The 15,679-nt window shown below is 38.7% G+C and carries 13 protein-coding genes and 3 riboswitches; of the genes, 5 read left to right on the top strand and 8 right to left on the bottom strand.

The window, feature by feature from the left end:
- The first annotated feature begins 84 nt into the window (after window positions 1-84).
- Window positions 85-849, top strand: coding sequence for an ABC transporter ATP-binding protein (locus CWR45_RS13600; protein WP_115750410.1), 765 nt, complete (start codon window positions 85-87; stop codon window positions 847-849).
- Entirely contained in the window at window positions 824-2,695 is a 1,872-nt protein-coding gene (locus CWR45_RS13595; RefSeq protein ID WP_115750409.1) for an ABC transporter permease, read from the top strand. The genes CWR45_RS13600 and CWR45_RS13595 overlap by 26 nt, the downstream gene beginning before the upstream one ends.
- A gap of 40 nt (window positions 2,696-2,735) precedes the next feature.
- Here CWR45_RS13595 and CWR45_RS13590 read toward each other — a convergent pair whose 3' ends face one another.
- The 4 genes from CWR45_RS13590 to CWR45_RS13575 form a co-directional block, all read right to left on the bottom strand.
- Window positions 2,736-3,023, bottom strand: a complete 288-nt coding sequence (locus CWR45_RS13590) for a YxcD family protein (RefSeq protein ID WP_115750408.1) — start codon at window positions 3,021-3,023, stop codon at window positions 2,736-2,738.
- A complete protein-coding gene (locus CWR45_RS13585; protein WP_115750407.1) occupies window positions 3,011-3,466 on the bottom strand; it encodes a hypothetical protein in 456 nt (151 codons plus the stop codon). Before CWR45_RS13585 ends, CWR45_RS13590 begins: the two co-directional genes overlap by 13 nt.
- A 405-nt stretch (window positions 3,467-3,871) precedes the next feature.
- On the bottom strand, window positions 3,872-4,378 hold the full coding sequence (locus CWR45_RS13580; RefSeq protein WP_115750632.1) for a hypothetical protein: 507 nt from the start codon (window positions 4,376-4,378) through the stop codon (window positions 3,872-3,874).
- A gap of 355 nt (window positions 4,379-4,733) precedes the next feature.
- Entirely contained in the window at window positions 4,734-6,185 is a 1,452-nt protein-coding gene (locus tag CWR45_RS13575; protein WP_115750406.1) for a carbon starvation CstA family protein, read from the bottom strand.
- Window positions 6,186-6,495: 310 nt separating this feature from the next.
- Window positions 6,496-6,575, top strand: a riboswitch (ZMP/ZTP riboswitch).
- A 107-nt stretch (window positions 6,576-6,682) separates the two neighbouring features.
- A riboswitch (glycine riboswitch) is annotated at window positions 6,683-6,784 on the top strand.
- 3 nt (window positions 6,785-6,787) lie between these two features.
- Window positions 6,788-6,871: riboswitch (glycine riboswitch) on the top strand.
- Between the two features lie 62 nt (window positions 6,872-6,933).
- Between CWR45_RS13575 and CWR45_RS13570 the strand changes: the two genes are divergently transcribed.
- Together CWR45_RS13570 and CWR45_RS13565 are read left to right on the top strand one after the other, a co-directional pair.
- Complete coding sequence (locus tag CWR45_RS13570; RefSeq protein ID WP_115750631.1) at window positions 6,934-8,409, top strand: alanine/glycine:cation symporter family protein; 1,476 nt, start codon at window positions 6,934-6,936, stop codon at window positions 8,407-8,409.
- Between the two features lie 261 nt (window positions 8,410-8,670).
- Complete coding sequence (locus tag CWR45_RS13565; RefSeq protein ID WP_115750405.1) at window positions 8,671-10,119, top strand: DEAD/DEAH box helicase; 1,449 nt, start codon at window positions 8,671-8,673, stop codon at window positions 10,117-10,119.
- A 176-nt stretch (window positions 10,120-10,295) separates the two neighbouring features.
- Here the strand turns inward: CWR45_RS13565 and CWR45_RS13560 are convergent, their stop codons facing one another.
- Window positions 10,296-11,015, bottom strand: a complete 720-nt coding sequence (locus CWR45_RS13560) for a YebC/PmpR family DNA-binding transcriptional regulator (RefSeq protein WP_115750404.1) — start codon at window positions 11,013-11,015, stop codon at window positions 10,296-10,298.
- A 237-nt stretch (window positions 11,016-11,252) separates the two neighbouring features.
- On the opposite strand from CWR45_RS13560, the gene CWR45_RS13555 reads away from it, so the two are divergent.
- Window positions 11,253-11,804, top strand: a complete 552-nt coding sequence (locus tag CWR45_RS13555) for a hypothetical protein (protein WP_115750403.1) — start codon at window positions 11,253-11,255, stop codon at window positions 11,802-11,804.
- A 74-nt stretch (window positions 11,805-11,878) separates the two neighbouring features.
- Here CWR45_RS13555 and CWR45_RS13550 read toward each other — a convergent pair whose 3' ends face one another.
- From CWR45_RS13550 to CWR45_RS13540, 3 genes are all read right to left on the bottom strand, one after another.
- Window positions 11,879-12,694 carry a YitT family protein gene (locus CWR45_RS13550; RefSeq protein WP_115750402.1) on the bottom strand — a complete coding sequence of 272 codons (816 nt, stop codon included), beginning with the start codon at window positions 12,692-12,694 and terminating at the stop codon, window positions 11,879-11,881.
- Between the two features lie 270 nt (window positions 12,695-12,964).
- Window positions 12,965-14,167 carry a M20 family metallopeptidase gene (locus tag CWR45_RS13545; RefSeq protein ID WP_115750401.1) on the bottom strand — a complete coding sequence of 401 codons (1,203 nt, stop codon included), beginning with the start codon at window positions 14,165-14,167 and terminating at the stop codon, window positions 12,965-12,967.
- Between the two features lie 353 nt (window positions 14,168-14,520).
- On the bottom strand, window positions 14,521-15,381 hold the full coding sequence (locus CWR45_RS13540) for a MetQ/NlpA family ABC transporter substrate-binding protein (protein WP_115750400.1): 861 nt from the start codon (window positions 15,379-15,381) through the stop codon (window positions 14,521-14,523).
- Window positions 15,382-15,679: the final 298 nt, after the last annotated feature.

Below are 15,679 nucleotides of genomic sequence, written 5' to 3'. Positions count from 1 at the left end.
GAGGAATCGATAGTTAAGGAAGAGGACCAGGCGCTATACTAATCACAGATCAAAACGAAACATAAGCTGAAAGGAGATCTTGTGATGCTGAATGTAAAGCAAGTAAGTAAAATTTATGAAGGTAAAATCGCATATCGAGCGCTAACAGATATAAATTTAACAATTGAAGAGGGCGAATTTGTTGGGATTATGGGTCCTTCTGGAAGTGGGAAAACAACGCTGCTTAATATGATTGCAACGATCGATGAACCAACAACGGGCGAAATTTTAATTAATGGAAAAAATGCCCATCAACTTAAAAAAGAAGAATTAGCGAAGTTCCGCAGACGTGAATTAGGTTTCGTCTTCCAGGAATTTAATTTACTACATACATTAACGGTGGAGGAAAACATTGTACTCCCATTAACCTTGGACGGAAAAAGCGTGAAAGAGATGAAGCAGAAGGTAGGTGAAGTTGCTGAAAGACTAGGAATTACGCCGATTTTGAAAAAGCGTACGTATGAGATATCTGGCGGGCAAGCCCAGCGTGCTGCAGTAGCAAGAGCAATGATTCATACACCAAAACTGTTATTAGCAGATGAACCAACGGGAAATCTTGACTCCAAGGCCTCTAAAGATGTAATGGGCATGCTCGAACAAATTAATCAACGGGACAAGGCTACGATGATGCTTGTAACCCATGATCCGCAAGCTGCGAGTTATTGTAATCGAGTTGTATTCATCCGGGACGGGAAATTCTATTCGGAAATCCACCGCGGTGATAATCGCCAAGCCTTTTTCCAAAAGATTATCGATACACTTTCGTTATTAGGAGGCGATGCAAATGACTTTTCGTCAGTTCGCGTTTAATAATGTCGTCCGTAATAAACGGTTGTATGCTGCATACTTTTTAAGCAGTATGTTTACGGTAATGGTATTTTTCACATTCGCGATTTTCGCCTTCCACCCGACACTTTCTGGCGATGATATGCATGGGAGTGTCCAGCAAGGAATGTATGTCGCTGGGGGAATTATTTATGTCTTTTCTTTCTTCTTCGTCTTATATTCGATGAGTTCTTTTCTTCAGTCTCGTAAGAAAGAATTCGGATTATTAATGATGCAAGGAATGTCTTTGCGACAAATTCGTTCGATGGTGTTTTTAGAAAACATGGTAATTGGATTGTTTGCAACACTCGGGGGGATTATTCTTGGGCTTGTGTTTGCTAAAGGGATATTATTAATTGCAGAAAACTTGCTAATTATTGATGGCGCACTGAATTTCTATTTTCCAATAGAGGCAATCGGTTTGTCCTTTGTCTCGTTTATTGTGTTGTTCTTCGTTATTTCCCTTTTTGTTTCCTATGTACTGAGAAGCAAGAAGCTTATCGACTTAATTAAAGGGGATAAGGTATCGAAAGGTGAACCGAAAGCGAATATTTTCCTGACGATTATTACTGTGTTGTTACTCGCTTCAGGATATGTAGTGGCACTGCTTGCTGAGGGAACGCTAGTAATCGTCGTAATGATACCAGTAATCGTGGTCGTTATTATAGGCAGCTATTTCCTGTTCACGCAATTAAGCGTTTATATTATTCGTAAGCTTAAGAAGAAGGAAAACATTTTTTGGCACAAAACCAATATGATTCTCTTCTCCGATCTATCTTTCCGGATGAAAGATAATGCGCGTACGTTTTTCATGGTAGCGATAATTTCTACAGTAGCATTTAGTGCAATTGGTACATTGTACGGATTTCAAGCATTTCTTACAGATGGAATGAAAATAATGAATCCCAATACATTTACGTATCAGGTTTATGATGAATATGAAGCAGAGGATATTGCTTTAATCAATCAAACATTACAGGATGAAAATATTGAAACAGATATGGAGCAAACCATTCTTCGCTATTACCAAATAGGCGACGACCCAAGTATTTTAATCGCAAAGGAATCGGATTTTAATCGATTTGCTAAGCTGATTGGTGAGGAAACCGTTGATATTCAAGATGGGCAGATGAGTCTTGTCAAATTTGAAGGGATTCCGTTTGAACAGACTGAAGAGTTGTTGACACAAGCGGTTGAGCTGAATACTGGTGTAACGCTGGAACCAAACCCGGATGAAGTTATCTACTCAAGGGCCTTACCAGCATCTGGTTCCTATTATGTTGTTTCAGATAATGATTACGAGGCGTTGCCGAATGCAAACAGTGAAATGATTTACTATGCATGGCAGTCTACAGATGGAAAGGAAAATATCCTTGATGCATCTGAGAAGCTATATGAAGAAATTACAACATATGAATTCTTTGCTGTTGATTATCAACTGTATCAAATGAATAAGGCATATGGAATGATTTTGTTTGTCGGGCTATTCATTGGGATTGTCTTCTTCGTTTCTGCTGGAAGCTTCCTCTATTTCCGACTTTATTCTGATTTAGACGAAGACAAACAGAAGTTCAAGTCCATTTCCAAAATGGGATTAACGGAAAAGGAACTGAAAAAAGTGCTGAACAGACAGACTGCAATTCTCTTTTTTGCACCTATTGTTGTTGCACTTGTTCATGGCGCAGTTGCGCTTACTGCATTATCACATATGTTCTATTATAATTTGTTTAAACAATCGGTGACGGTGCTAGGGACATTCTTGATTATTCAGATTATCTACTTCTTTATCGTCCGATACTTCTATACGAAGCAAATAAAAGAAGCAATATAAGAAATGGTCATAGGGTGCTGCACCCTATGACCATTTTTTATTATCTAATAATCGCTATGATACCTTCTTCATCATCGAGCTCGAGTTTAATTCCGGAAAATGGATCCCTGTTTAAATACTCCTCTAGCCACATTCGCAGAGCCTCAATCATATTTCCTGTGATAAGGACCTGCTTACGGCCAGCAACAAAGGCTTCTGCGGAGAAACCAGTGTCATCGTCATACATAAGCTCTACTTCGACTTCTTCTGGTGTTACTTGTTTTTTTCTAGCGATATATACACAAATCGCGTTGATAATATCTTGTTCAGGAATGACTAGCTTCTCCATGGATTTGTATCCTCTTTTTTCTTATTTTTAAAGAATGAGAAGATTTTGCGGATAATCCCAATTAAAACGACAATTGCGAGAATATTAACTGCAAGTCCTAGAAGGGAACCTAACATACCCATATTGGCAAAAAGTCCGCCAAATAGTAATCCAGCAAGTCCACCAAGCATAAGTCCTTTCATCAGACCGCCGGACATAAAGCCACCCTTATTATCTGCTTTGTTGGCTGTTGATTTATTGTTCGAAACAGAGTCTTTCTTATTGTTTTGGAAAAATGAATTATTGCTTGATTTGTTGTTATTATTATTGTTGAAGTTAAAGCCTTTCTTTCCAGATTTATAACCCTTTGCCTCAACGGTTGTCGGCTGATCTTGTAAAAGAATATTGCCAAGTGGTGAGAATACTAATGTTATTGCGAGTAATGCTGCTAAAATCTTTTTCATTTATTTTTCCTCCATTAATTTCAAATCATGTTGTAGCATTATTATACTATAAACTCAGCGATGACATCAGGTTAAACGTTGTATTTGTAAAAAGTTTCCGTTTTTTGTTAGGAGATTGGTGGACTTTTTTTGAGGAGAATTGTGAAGAAAGTCAGGAAAATGTCAATACCAGGAAAAATAGCGAGTAGAGTGTGAAATAACAGCTGGACAAACGTATCACTGCGAAAATTAGGTCCATGAATATATTATTATGCAACCACCCATCCGCGCTGAAAAACGAGCAGCACTGCAATCAGATTCATAACTAAATATAATTACATTAAAGGATTCCGCTGGTCAATTTTATTAATCAACTAAAGCACCAGTTAGTTGAAGAAAGGGACAGGTAGCATCCCTATTATCAACTTAATATGTACACCAAAAAACACTTTCAGCAATTGGTTCAATGTCCGATACCTTTATGAAATTCATCAAAATGTCTGTCTCCCTTATTCCAACATATTCATCTTTATCTACGTTATAATATTGAGCTATTTCAACCTTATAAAATCCGTTTTCTATCTCAATCCTATATTTGGAACAATTTTTATCAGGGACTTTGTTATCTTCAAACTGAGCAGCCATTGTAAGGCAGTCATAGTCAACTAAATATAGTTGATTTTCCGTTACTTCTATATACCCTCCTGCTTTCCTAAAGCATTTATGAGCAATTTCTTCTGTTTCTACTCTAACATCCACTCTCCAAGAATATTCAATTCCTTCTTCAGTCATTTGAAAAACTAAAATATGCCCTTGCTTCATCTCATCTCCAAAATGTTGCAATAGATTATCTAGCTCCCAATCTTCGTCTACGAATGATTTGTATGTATCAGCATTTGCTACTCCAATAAAATTTGTATCACCAAAATTCATACAGAATTTCATCTTTACCCCCCTTTAACACATTATCAATATGTTACCATAAAATTTAAAACCTCTTGTTCAACTAACCTGCCCAGTTACTTTAAGTACAATATTTCACAAATTCATTGTACCATATATTTTAAATTATCAGGAAACTAAACAATACCCTTATCATTATTAGTAAAATCCGTCTGAATTCAGACGGATTTTAAATGTCATTTTATCGGTCAATTATAATGTCATTTGCGTCGTGTTTTTGAAAATGCACCTCAAAAAGGAACCCTTTGTAATTATATGTGGCCAGTTTTTTTTCTGAAATAAGAAGTCTCTCTAATTAAGTTTTCAATACTAACAAGACAACCAATCATGCAACCCTATTCCAATCGGAAACATCAATTTCAAGTGGGATATTGTTTGCTCTTGCCTTCCTAGCGGCATTAAAGAACAAGACTAGAATGATTGTTGTACAAATAAATCCGCCTGCCCAAGCGATATTCATTGGTAAGCCAAATCCGATTTGTTGCGATAGAATATAGGTGATTACCATGATAAGCATAAATGAACCTGGTATGAGCGCAACAAAGTAATTTTTCCTAGCGATATACAGATACATGGCGCCGACAAATAGTGCAATAACAGCTGTTGACTGATTCGCCCAGTTAAAATATCGCCATAATAGGTTAAAGTCAATCTGTGTGAGGATGGCCGATACGACAAATAGTGGGGCGGCAATCCATAATCGACTCGAGAATCTCTTCTGTGCAATGTTAAGGTAGTCAGCAATAATCATTCGAGCACTTCTAAATGCAGTGTCTCCAGAAGTTATTGGCAGGACAACAACACCAAGTACCGCTAGGGTTCCACCGATTGCTCCAAGCAGTGTGGTAGATGCTTCACTTACAATAGCTCCAGGTCCTCCTGCAGCTAGAATTTCATTTAATCCGTTATAACCACCGAACATGCTCATACCTGCAGCTGCCCAAATCATTGCGATAATCCCTTCTGCAATCATCATGCCGTAGAAAATTTTACGTCCTTCTTTTTCCTTTTTAGTCGTACGAGAAATGATTGGCGTTTGCGTTGCGTGGAACCCTGAAAGTGCACCACAAGAAATCGTAAAGAATAATAATGGAAAAATCGCTGCACCTTCAGGATGGAAATTTTGGAATGAAAGCTCTGGAATCGGGGCCTTCGTAACTATTAAACCAATCCCTACTCCTAATGCACTTATGAGTAGCAATGCACCGAAATATGGATAGAGGCGACCGATTATTTTATCAACCGGAAGTAATGTTGCGAGAATGTAATAGATAAAAATAGCAACTATAAAAGCCCATAGTGCCACATTTCCATTTGTTAATAGGTGTAGCAAACTTGCTGGTGTAGATACAAACACTGTACCCACTAATAATAAAAGCAGGACAGCAAAGCCATTTACAACATGCTTCATAACCTTTCCAAGGAATTTACTCGCAAGCTCTGGGAGATGGGCACCTCGATTACGAATCGAAATCATCCCCGTTAAATAATCATGAACAGCCCCGGCAAAGATACAGCCAATAACAATCCAGATAAACGCTGCCGGACCATAAAGTGCCCCCATAATTGGACCAAATACAGGTCCCGTTCCAGCGATATTTAGAAGTTGTATAAGCGAGTTCTTCGATGTACTCATCGGGATGTAGTCAACACCATCACTATTAACATAGGCGGGTGTCGGTCGCTCGTTCTTAACTCCGAACATCTTTTCAATGAATTTACCATAAGTGAAATAACCGATAATTAATAGTGCGATACCCCCTAGAAATGTATACAAATCATTCTCCCCCTTCACAATGTACACGTTTACAAATAGTATAAGGGTCGAAGAAATAATCATGTAGATTCGCGATCAAATGGTAGATATATCCGTTTATTATGTTGAATATCTAGGTTATGTTGCATTAGAACCTGTATTTGGTGTGTTATCGAAAGAGTTGATATCGCGTATCTTTTAAGCTGGTATTCACCAAAGTTACTAGAATAATCTAAATAGGAAGAGTGATCCTTCTATTATTTAGTCTTTTCGTACTAATCAAAAATAGGGATTGATGCAAGATAGGAATTCTGCTAGGATGAGATTAATAGAAACGATGTGTAACTGGCGTACACGGATTACCGTGAGGGAACACATTTCGTTGAATAGCCGTTCGCCTGGGCAGAGTTAAGGGATTTCTATTATCCCTTAACTCTTTATGCTTATAAAGGAGGGCGACGCTATATAGATGACGTTATGAATTAACGTTTTCTATCTAAAAATAAAATAATGAGCGGATGAAAGCTGTGAGAGAGTGCAAGAATCAAAGCCACCGAAGGAGCAAGTTTCAAGAAAACCCTTGAAAACAATCTCTCAGGTAGAAGGATCACAGTTGGACGCAACTCTGGAGAGCGCGTATTTATTAGGACGCCACCAATGGGGAATATCCTATTTTTAGGATGAAACTTTCAGGTAAAAGGACAGAGGAAAGGGTAGAGCGTTATTTGCTGTTTTTTTCTGTCCTCTAATATGAGGAGGAGTATTTTTGATAGAGCAAATATTTAATAATATTAATAATTTTTTATGGAGTCCGATTCTAATTACGTTTTGTGTATTGGTTGGATTATATTTTACGTTAAGATCTAGATTTCTCCAAGTCCGTCATATTAAAGATATGGTTGGACTGTTATTTAAAGGGAAAAGCTCCGATGAAGGGGTTTCCTCATTCCAGGCCTTATCTTTAGCTTTATCAGGACGGATGGGGGTAGGAAATATATCAGGTACAGCAACGGCAATTGCATTTGGCGGACCTGGAGCTGTATTTTGGATGTGGGTCATTGCTTTTTTTGGATCTGCATCAGCATTTATTGAATCTACACTTGCACAAATATATAAAGAAAAACAAAATGGGCAATATCGCGGTGGACCAGCCTATTACATTGAAAAAGGGCTCGGTATTAAATGGTATGCAATTATTTTTGCAATAGCTACGTTAATAGCAATGGCACTGCTCATGCCGGGTGTTCAGTCCAATTCGATTGCCATATCTCTCGATAATGCGTTTGGAGCGAGCACTGTAGTAACAGGACTTGTCCTCGTTGCGGTTCTAGGGTTAATAATATTTGGCGGAATCAAACGAATCGTAAATGTTGCGCAATTTATCGTACCGTTTATGGCTGTTGGGTACATATTAGTAGCAATCCTGACGATAGTGATGAACGCAGAGAAAATACCAGCTGTATTTTCGTTGATTTTCTCTAGTGCATTTGGGGGAGACTCGGTATTTGGTGGTATTCTAGGAGCGGCAATTGCTTGGGGTGTAAAGCGTGGGCTCTATGCGAGTGAAGCCGGGCAGGGGACTGGTGCACATGCTGCAGCAGCGGCTGAAGTTTCACATCCTGTGAAGCAAGGACTCGTCCAATCCTTCTCTATTTATTTGGATGTTTTCCTAGTATGTACTGCAACAGCATTTATGATTTTATTTACTGGGCAATACAATACAATTGATGAAAATACTGGCGAATATATCGTTCAAAATATTTCTGGAGTGGAGGAAGGTCCAGGGTATACGCAAGTAGCTGTTGATAGTATTTTACCTGGGTTCGGTTCTGGATTTGTTGCTATCGCATTATTATTCTTCGCCTTCACGACGATCATGTCCTATTACTATATCGCAGAAACGAATCTAGCTTATTTGATAAAAGGAAAATACAGCCGAATTGCATCGAGTATATTAAAAATATTGCTGCTAGCTGCGACCTTTTATGGGGCAGTGAAGGAATCAAAGCTTGCGTGGATCTTCGGCGATATTGGACTTGGTGTTATGGTCTGGTTGAATTATATCGCAATCGTATTATTAGCGAAGCCAGCAATTATCGCGTTAAAAGACTATGAACGGCAAAAAAGGAAAGGATTGGATCCTACCTTTAATTCCACCAAGCTTGGGATTAAAAATGCTGATTTTTGGGCGGATGGATATAAGGTACTAAAAGATGACACTTTAAAAGATGAGAAAATTTTATAGCATAAGCTAGTCATATATATTTAGAGTATTAGTTAACGGTCACACGAAATTATCCGTTTTGTGTGACCGTTTCTTTTTTAATACCACCCTAGAAAAGTGAATGGCTAAGTATCATTCATGTTATACTAAGCTTTAAATAAGGCTCGATTTGTATCGGTTGAGTTCATATCGACTTATAATTACCATCCATTATTTCTAGAACGAGAGCCTTAAATAAGAAGCAGTACTAGTAAAAAGATAAAATATAAAAGAGGTTAAAATATGACGCAAGAACGCTTCACTGATTATAAATTAAGTACGGAAATAGAAAAAGCATTAAAGGATTTAGGATACGATAAACCAACAGAGGTTCAACGTATGGTTATTCCACATGTATTAAAGAAGCAGGATCTTGTAGCGAAGTCTCAAACAGGAAGTGGGAAGACAGCTTCTTATGGAATACCAATTTGTGAGCTAGTAGACTGGCTGGAAAATAAACCACAGGCACTTGTCTTAACCCCTACGAGAGAACTCGCTGTTCAAGTAAAGGAAGACATAACAAATATAGGAAGATTTAAGCGAATCAAAGTAACCGCTGTTTACGGGAAGCAGCCGATTGCCATTCAAAAGACAGAATTGAAACAAAAGACACATGTCGTTGCTGGTACACCGGGACGCGTATTGGATCATATTGAGAGAGACACACTTCCGTTAGATAAAATTCGCTATCTTGTCATTGACGAAGCCGATGAAATGTTAAATATGGGATTTATTGAACAAGTAGAAGCAATTATTAATAAGCTGCCTAAAGAAAGAGTAACCCTATTATTCTCTGCTACCCTGCCTGAAACAGTGAAGAACTTAGCAAGCAATTATATGAAAGACCCAATTGATATTGAAATAAAAGCTACTGGACTTACGACAGATAAAATCGAGCATTTTCTCTATGAAGTCACAGAGAAAGATAAATTCCAATTACTTACGAATGTCACGATTATTGAAAACCCAGATAGCTGCATCATATTTTGCCGAACAAAAGACAGAGTAGACACAGTATGTCAAGAATTAGATGATTTAGGGTATAGCTGTGATAAAATCCACGGTGGCATGGAACAAGATGATCGATTAGCAGTAATGAATGATTTTAAAAAGGGTGACTTCCGTTATTTAATTGCTACAGATGTGGCTGCAAGGGGAATTGATATTGAAAATATTACCCATGTCATTAATTATGATATCCCATTAGAAAAGGAAAGCTATGTCCATCGCACAGGAAGAACAGGGAGAGCAGGACTAAACGGAAAAGCCATCACTTTTGTAACACCGTTTGAAGATCGTTTCTTGAATGAAGTTGAGGAGTATATTGGCTTTAAGATTCCAGCTAGGCTTGCACCTGCTAAAGAAGAAGTTGCGATTAATAAAGCAGCCTTTGAGACAAAAATGAAAGAGCAACCAACCATTAAAAAGTCCAAAAGCGAGAATCTAAATAAACAAATCATGAAGTTATACTTTAATGGCGGAAAGAAAAAGAAGCTTAGAGCAGTTGACTTTGTAGGAACAATCGCAAAAATAGCTGGTGTATCAGTCGAGGATATTGGGATTATTACCATTCAGGATACTGTATCTTTTGTGGAGATATTGAATGGGAAAGGTCCACTCGTATTACAGACGATGAAAAATACGAAGGTAAAAGGGAAATTATTAAAAGTATATGAAGCGAATAAAAAATAATGTATAAGAGCAGACCAGGTGATGGTCTGCTCTTATACATAGATAAGAAAGTATAAAATTTTCTATTTTAATTCCCATGACAGGAAAGGCTACGTCCAGCTCCAGCGCCCGTGCTCCTAGCGAGACTTCCCTCGCCACCGTACACAGCACAAACGGGCACTTCCGCTTTTGTTTTATTATTCACCATGGTCAACGTTATGGTAGACCTGTTGAACGTCCTCTAATTCCTCTAATGCATCGATCATTTTATCGAATTGTTCTAACGCATCATCCGGGAGAGTGACGTCATTTTGCGCAAGCATTGTTAATTCAGCAACTGTGAATTCTGTAATGCCAACAGTTTTAAACGCTTCTTGTGCAGCATGGAATTGATCTGGTTCCGTATAGACGATTATTGTTCCATCTTCTTCTATGATGTCTCGAACCTCTACATCAGCTTCCATTAAAAGCTCAAGTATTTCTTCTTCTGTTTTTCCTTCAATGCCAAAGACGGCGACATGGTCAAACATATATGCCACAGAACCACTTACACCCATGTTTCCACCATTTTTACCGAATGCAGCGCGGACTTCAGATGCCGTACGGTTTACATTATTTGTTAATGTGTCGACAATAACCATCGATCCATTTGGTCCGAATCCTTCATAGCGATTTTCATCATAGTTTTCTTCGGATCCACCTTTTGCTTTCTCAATTGCCCGGTCGATAATATGTTTTGGTACACTATATGTCTTTGCACGCTCAAGCACGACTTTTAATGCTTGGTTTCCTTCTGGATCTGGTTCACCTTGCTTTGCTGCTACATATATTTCGCGACCAAATTTTGCATATATTCTACTTGTATTTGCATCCTTTGACGCTTTCTTTTCTTTAATATTATTCCATTTACGGCCCATGTTGTGCCCTCACTTTCAACTGAATCTATATAAAACTATAAAACTTTATGCGTAACATTTCCAGTTTTTTTTTAGAAAACTTGGCAGTCACCAAGTTTTTCGGTGTCTGCCTTAGTTGCACTTATGTAGTAGTAAGAAGTTTTTTATAATTTCCTAACACCGAAAAAGTTTTTCCTTCACGCTTCATTTGGTAAACTAAATATAAAGAGAAAGTTGTTTCTAATAGGAGTGAGATAAATGGATACTGCGATGCAGACAAATTTTAATAATTTGGAATCAGAAGATAAGAATCAACAATATGAGGCATTTATGAATATAATCGAAGCAACAAAGAAAGAAGTGGACTGGGCATATGAGGTGTGGGATGAGTTACTAGCAGGATTAACATCAACGGATAATCATAAACGCTCCCGCTATGCGCAGTTTCTTGCTAATTTAGCAATTAGTGATCCAGAAAAAAGAATGCTTACAGATTTTTCGGCGGTTTGGGAAGTAACGAAGGACAAGCGAACGGTCACTGCAAGGCATAGCCTGCAAGCCATTTGGCGGATTGCCTTAGCAGGTGAGGAGCAGAAGGAAATGGTTGTTAACCAGCTTGTCGAACGATTTGAGACATGTGAAGGTGGGAAGAATTATACTCTTGTGCGATTTGATATAATTCAGGACTTGAGAAATCTGTACGACGAAATAAAGGAACAGAAGGTTAAAGAGATTGCCCTTGGCTTAATTGAAAAGGAAGAAGACCCGAAGTATCAAAAGAAATATGCAAAAGTATGGAAGAATGCTTAACTTTTACCGACTGTAAAGATGTAAACAGCCCGCTTCGCATTATTGTGAAGTGGGCTGTTAAAAATGGAAATAAATTAATTCTTTATGTTCTGCGCGAATTCGCCGTCTACCTCGACGGTTTCATAAATATTAATAAACGCGTGTTCATCATGTTTCCTTATAATTTCCTTGATTTGCAATGTTTCATAACGTGTCACGACCATCATGATGATTTGTTTCGGTTCCTTTGTATAGCCACCATAACCATCCATAACAGTAATTCCCCGATAAATGGATGCAAGTAATTCATCACGAATTAGCTCGCCTTTTGTCGTAACGATTTGCATCGTTAATTTGATGTGATCTGTGTGCACTTTATCAATGATTTTTCCTGTTACATATATTGAGAAAAAGGTGTACAATGCAATATCCCAATTAAAGACAGCACCAGAAATCAGGACGATAATACCGTTCATTCCTGTTAGTAGCAGACCAACACTAAAATTACTTGTTCTTGAAACAATAATGGCAATGATATCGAGCCCACCTGAAGTACCAGAATACTTCATGACAATGCCAATCCCAATACCTCCGATAACTCCACCGAAGAGGGATGAAAGCAGTATATTGTCGGTAACTGAAATGACTGGTAAAACGTATAGGAAAATGGATAGTGATACAACACAAACCATTGTATTTATTGTAATTTTCTTTCCAAGCTTAAAATAACCCAATATGAGTAATGGCAGATTAAGCAGGAAATTTAGTAAACCCGTATCAAATGGAGTAATGATTCCAAGTAAGATGGCGATCCCGCTTATTCCACTACTTAAGATGCCATATGGTACGAGGAAGAAATTAAAGGCAAATGCTATTACAAGCGAGCCAGCAACGACGATTAAATTTTTCATATAAATAGTACCTCCTTAAGAAGCTGTACAGCGGATTTTAAAACGTATGTTATGGTACCATTTCAAATATTTTATCCGAAAAAAAAGCTGGTGTCAGCATTATACCATCGTTTTTATGGGCAGAAGTCGAATAGAATTTATTGAGAAAATTCAGCTACGGAAATGCGGGGGGTTAACGCTATAAACGTGCTCTATATCTACTGTGATTTCTATTTGTTCTCAAAAAATAAAAAGCTGAAACGACATGTCGTCACTTCAGCTTCCTTATTGCTATTGTTGCTTTTCTGCCAGTGCACTCTCGTATTCCTTTTTAATCCTGTGTAGCAGCTGGAAATCGGTTAATAAACGATACCCTGTTGATGCGAGTGCTTTTGCTCCGGTAATCAAAGCCTTATCACCCAATTCCGATTTAGCTGCTTCTCGGAATTCTACCGTATGACCAATCAAGTCATCTGGTCCAATTTTAATATATCCATGTGCGGTTGGTACTTCATAGCTAATATTTCCAGCATCCGTTGACCCTCTGCCCTGGGATCTTTCTGTATGGACGACTTCACCTAGTTGCTCGAGCTCTTCTTTCAATACATTATCCAATACAGCATTAAGCACAAGGTCCTTCACTTCATTCTGGAAACGTTCAATTGTTACGGACGCTCCAGTAGCAAGTGCTGCACCTTCTGCGATTGCACGAACTTTATCGGACGTTTCAATCGTTTTTGCCCATGTTTCCGCACGGATAAAGAAGCGTGCAGATGCATACTCAGGGATGATGTTCGGTGCATCGCCGCCATGCGTGATGATACCATGAATGCGTACATCAGAAGGCAGCTGTTGGCGTAATGCATTAATGCCATTGAATAATTGGATAACTGCATCGAGTGCGTTGATTCCTTTTTCAGGAGATCCAGCTGCATGTGCTGGTTTTCCGTAAAAATGGAAATCAAGTGGATCGACGGCGAGCGATTCGCTAGTTAGCGCTGTTTTCCCACTAGGATGAAGCATTAGTGCTACGTCGACATTCTTTAAATAACCATGTTTTACAAAGCTTCCCTTCGCACTGCCATTTGGGCCACCTTCTTCAGCAGGTGTACCTAGTACAACAACACGACCACCAGTTTCTGGTAATGTTTCAGCTAGTGCAATTCCAGCAGCAACACTTGTTGTACCAATAATGTTATGACCGCAAGCATGACCGATGCCAGGTAGTGCATCATATTCTGCCAGAAAAGCTACAGTAGGTCCTTCAACACCGCTTTCTTTAACGGCGTAGAAGGAAGTTTCATGTCCAGCGACTGCTGTTGCAACATCAAATCCGGCATTTCTTAGGTTTTCCACATGTTTTTTACTTGCATAAAATTCTTGATTGCCTATTTCAGGGTTCGCATGGATGTCCTGACTTGTATTAATGTAAAGCTCTTTATTCTCCTCAATTGATTGAAACAATACTTCTTTACGATCTTTTACAGTACTCATTTCAAACTCCCCCTATTTATATAAATATTTTCCTATTTTAATTCACCTGACAAGAGCAGCCACGTCCGGTTCCGGCACCCAGCGAGACTTCTTTCACCTAAGTACGATAAAGAAGACTTGTCGATTGGTTACAAATGAGGCTTAGTCGCACTTATCCCTTTGTGGTGGAAGTCAACATCGATTCTGGTACTTAAGGAAGGCCGACTAAAAGCGGGCTTTGCCAAACGTACAATACCGCAAAATTGCAAGGGCATGTTTCCTATATCCTACGAAGCAATGTTCGAAAAGTTGAACCTCCCTAAACAACGGAGCGCAGTCCGTACACAGCACAAATGGTCGCTTCCACTTTGCTCTTATTGTTGTGAGTCTTCCATTGCTTTATCCATTTCTTCTTGTGTTAATTTGATTAAGTATGAACCACCTTTGGTATCTTCTTCCACTGCTTTTTCAATATCTTCCTCTTGGTATAGTTCGACAATTCGTTTGTAGGTTTCATTATCTTTATCTTCGCCACGTGCAGCGATTAGGTTGACATAAGGATAAATGCTTTCATCTTCGGCAGATTCTTTATAAATTGGGTCCTCGCCTGGAGAGAATCCTGCTTGACCAGCAATTCCGTTATTAATAATGGCAGCTGCAACATCTGGTAATACACGTGGTGTTTGTTGTGCTGTCATCGGAATAATTTCTAGATTTAGTGGATTATCGGTAATTTTACTCGGGTCACCGAATAATCCGAAATCATCTGCAAGTGTTATTAAATCAGCACTTTCCAGAAGGCGAAGCGCTCGAGCTTGGTTAGAAGGATCATCTGGAATAGCAATCTTATCGCCTTCCTTCAACTCAGAAATATCTTCAATTTTTTCAGAATAAACGCCTAAAGGTGCGAACATGGTCGAGCCGATTGGGACAATGTCCTCTCCGCTTTCATTTACATATTGGGAAAGGAAAGAAAAATGCTGAAATGCATTTAGGTCAACTTCACCTTGTGCTAATGCATTATTTGGTAATGTGTAATCGGCAAATTCCACAAGTTCAATTTCAATTCCTTCTTCTGCAGCTTTTTCTTTTAGAATTGGCCACTGTGCACCATCAGACCCGTTAACACCGATTGTTACTTTAATTGATTTTCCGTCACTTGAATCATTGCTGCCACAAGCAGCAAGCACTAAAACTGTAATAAGCGCTAAGCCTAAAATCCATAACTTTTTCATCTTTAAATTGCTCCTTTTATTTGTATTTACAATAGGTTAATTACGTATATTTTGTTGCTAATTAGTTAAACTGCGAACTAGGCGCATGAGCTGATTGCGGCGAAGGACAGTCGTTATCCGTGGGTTCGAGCTGAACCAAGCAGGAGTCTCCTGTCTACACTACAATCAACGGCCGTAAGAGCGCAATACATTCCCTCTTATGAAGGAGTGGATAAACATTTTTGTAAATGCGCAATCCCAGCGTAGGAAATACACGAAGACTCCTGCGGGAGGAAAGGCCTCGGTGAGACTACGAAGT

It is taken from the genome of Oceanobacillus chungangensis (assembly GCF_003369565.1).
Classification (GTDB): domain Bacteria; phylum Bacillota; class Bacilli; order Bacillales; family Amphibacillaceae; genus Oceanobacillus; species Oceanobacillus chungangensis.
This window is presented reverse-complemented; position numbering and strand designations above follow the sequence as displayed.

Coding starts and splice junctions, on each gene's coding strand:
- CWR45_RS13600 (WP_115750410.1), top strand. CDS start 85: ATGCTGAATGTAAAGCAAGTAAGTAAAATTTATGAAGGTAAAATCGCA.
- CWR45_RS13595 (WP_115750409.1), top strand. CDS start 824: ATGACTTTTCGTCAGTTCGCGTTTAATAATGTCGTCCGTAATAAACGG.
- CWR45_RS13590 (WP_115750408.1), bottom strand. CDS start 3,023: ATGGAGAAGCTAGTCATTCCTGAACAAGATATTATCAACGCGATTTGT.
- CWR45_RS13585 (WP_115750407.1), bottom strand. CDS start 3,466: ATGAAAAAGATTTTAGCAGCATTACTCGCAATAACATTAGTATTCTCA.
- CWR45_RS13580 (WP_115750632.1), bottom strand. CDS start 4,378: ATGAATTTTGGTGATACAAATTTTATTGGAGTAGCAAATGCTGATACA.
- CWR45_RS13565 (WP_115750405.1), top strand. CDS start 8,671: ATGACGCAAGAACGCTTCACTGATTATAAATTAAGTACGGAAATAGAA.
- CWR45_RS13560 (WP_115750404.1), bottom strand. CDS start 11,015: ATGGGCCGTAAATGGAATAATATTAAAGAAAAGAAAGCGTCAAAGGAT.
- CWR45_RS13555 (WP_115750403.1), top strand. CDS start 11,253: ATGGATACTGCGATGCAGACAAATTTTAATAATTTGGAATCAGAAGAT.
- CWR45_RS13550 (WP_115750402.1), bottom strand. CDS start 12,694: ATGAAAAATTTAATCGTCGTTGCTGGCTCGCTTGTAATAGCATTTGCC.
- CWR45_RS13545 (WP_115750401.1), bottom strand. CDS start 14,167: ATGAGTACTGTAAAAGATCGTAAAGAAGTATTGTTTCAATCAATTGAG.
- CWR45_RS13540 (WP_115750400.1), bottom strand. CDS start 15,381: ATGAAAAAGTTATGGATTTTAGGCTTAGCGCTTATTACAGTTTTAGTG.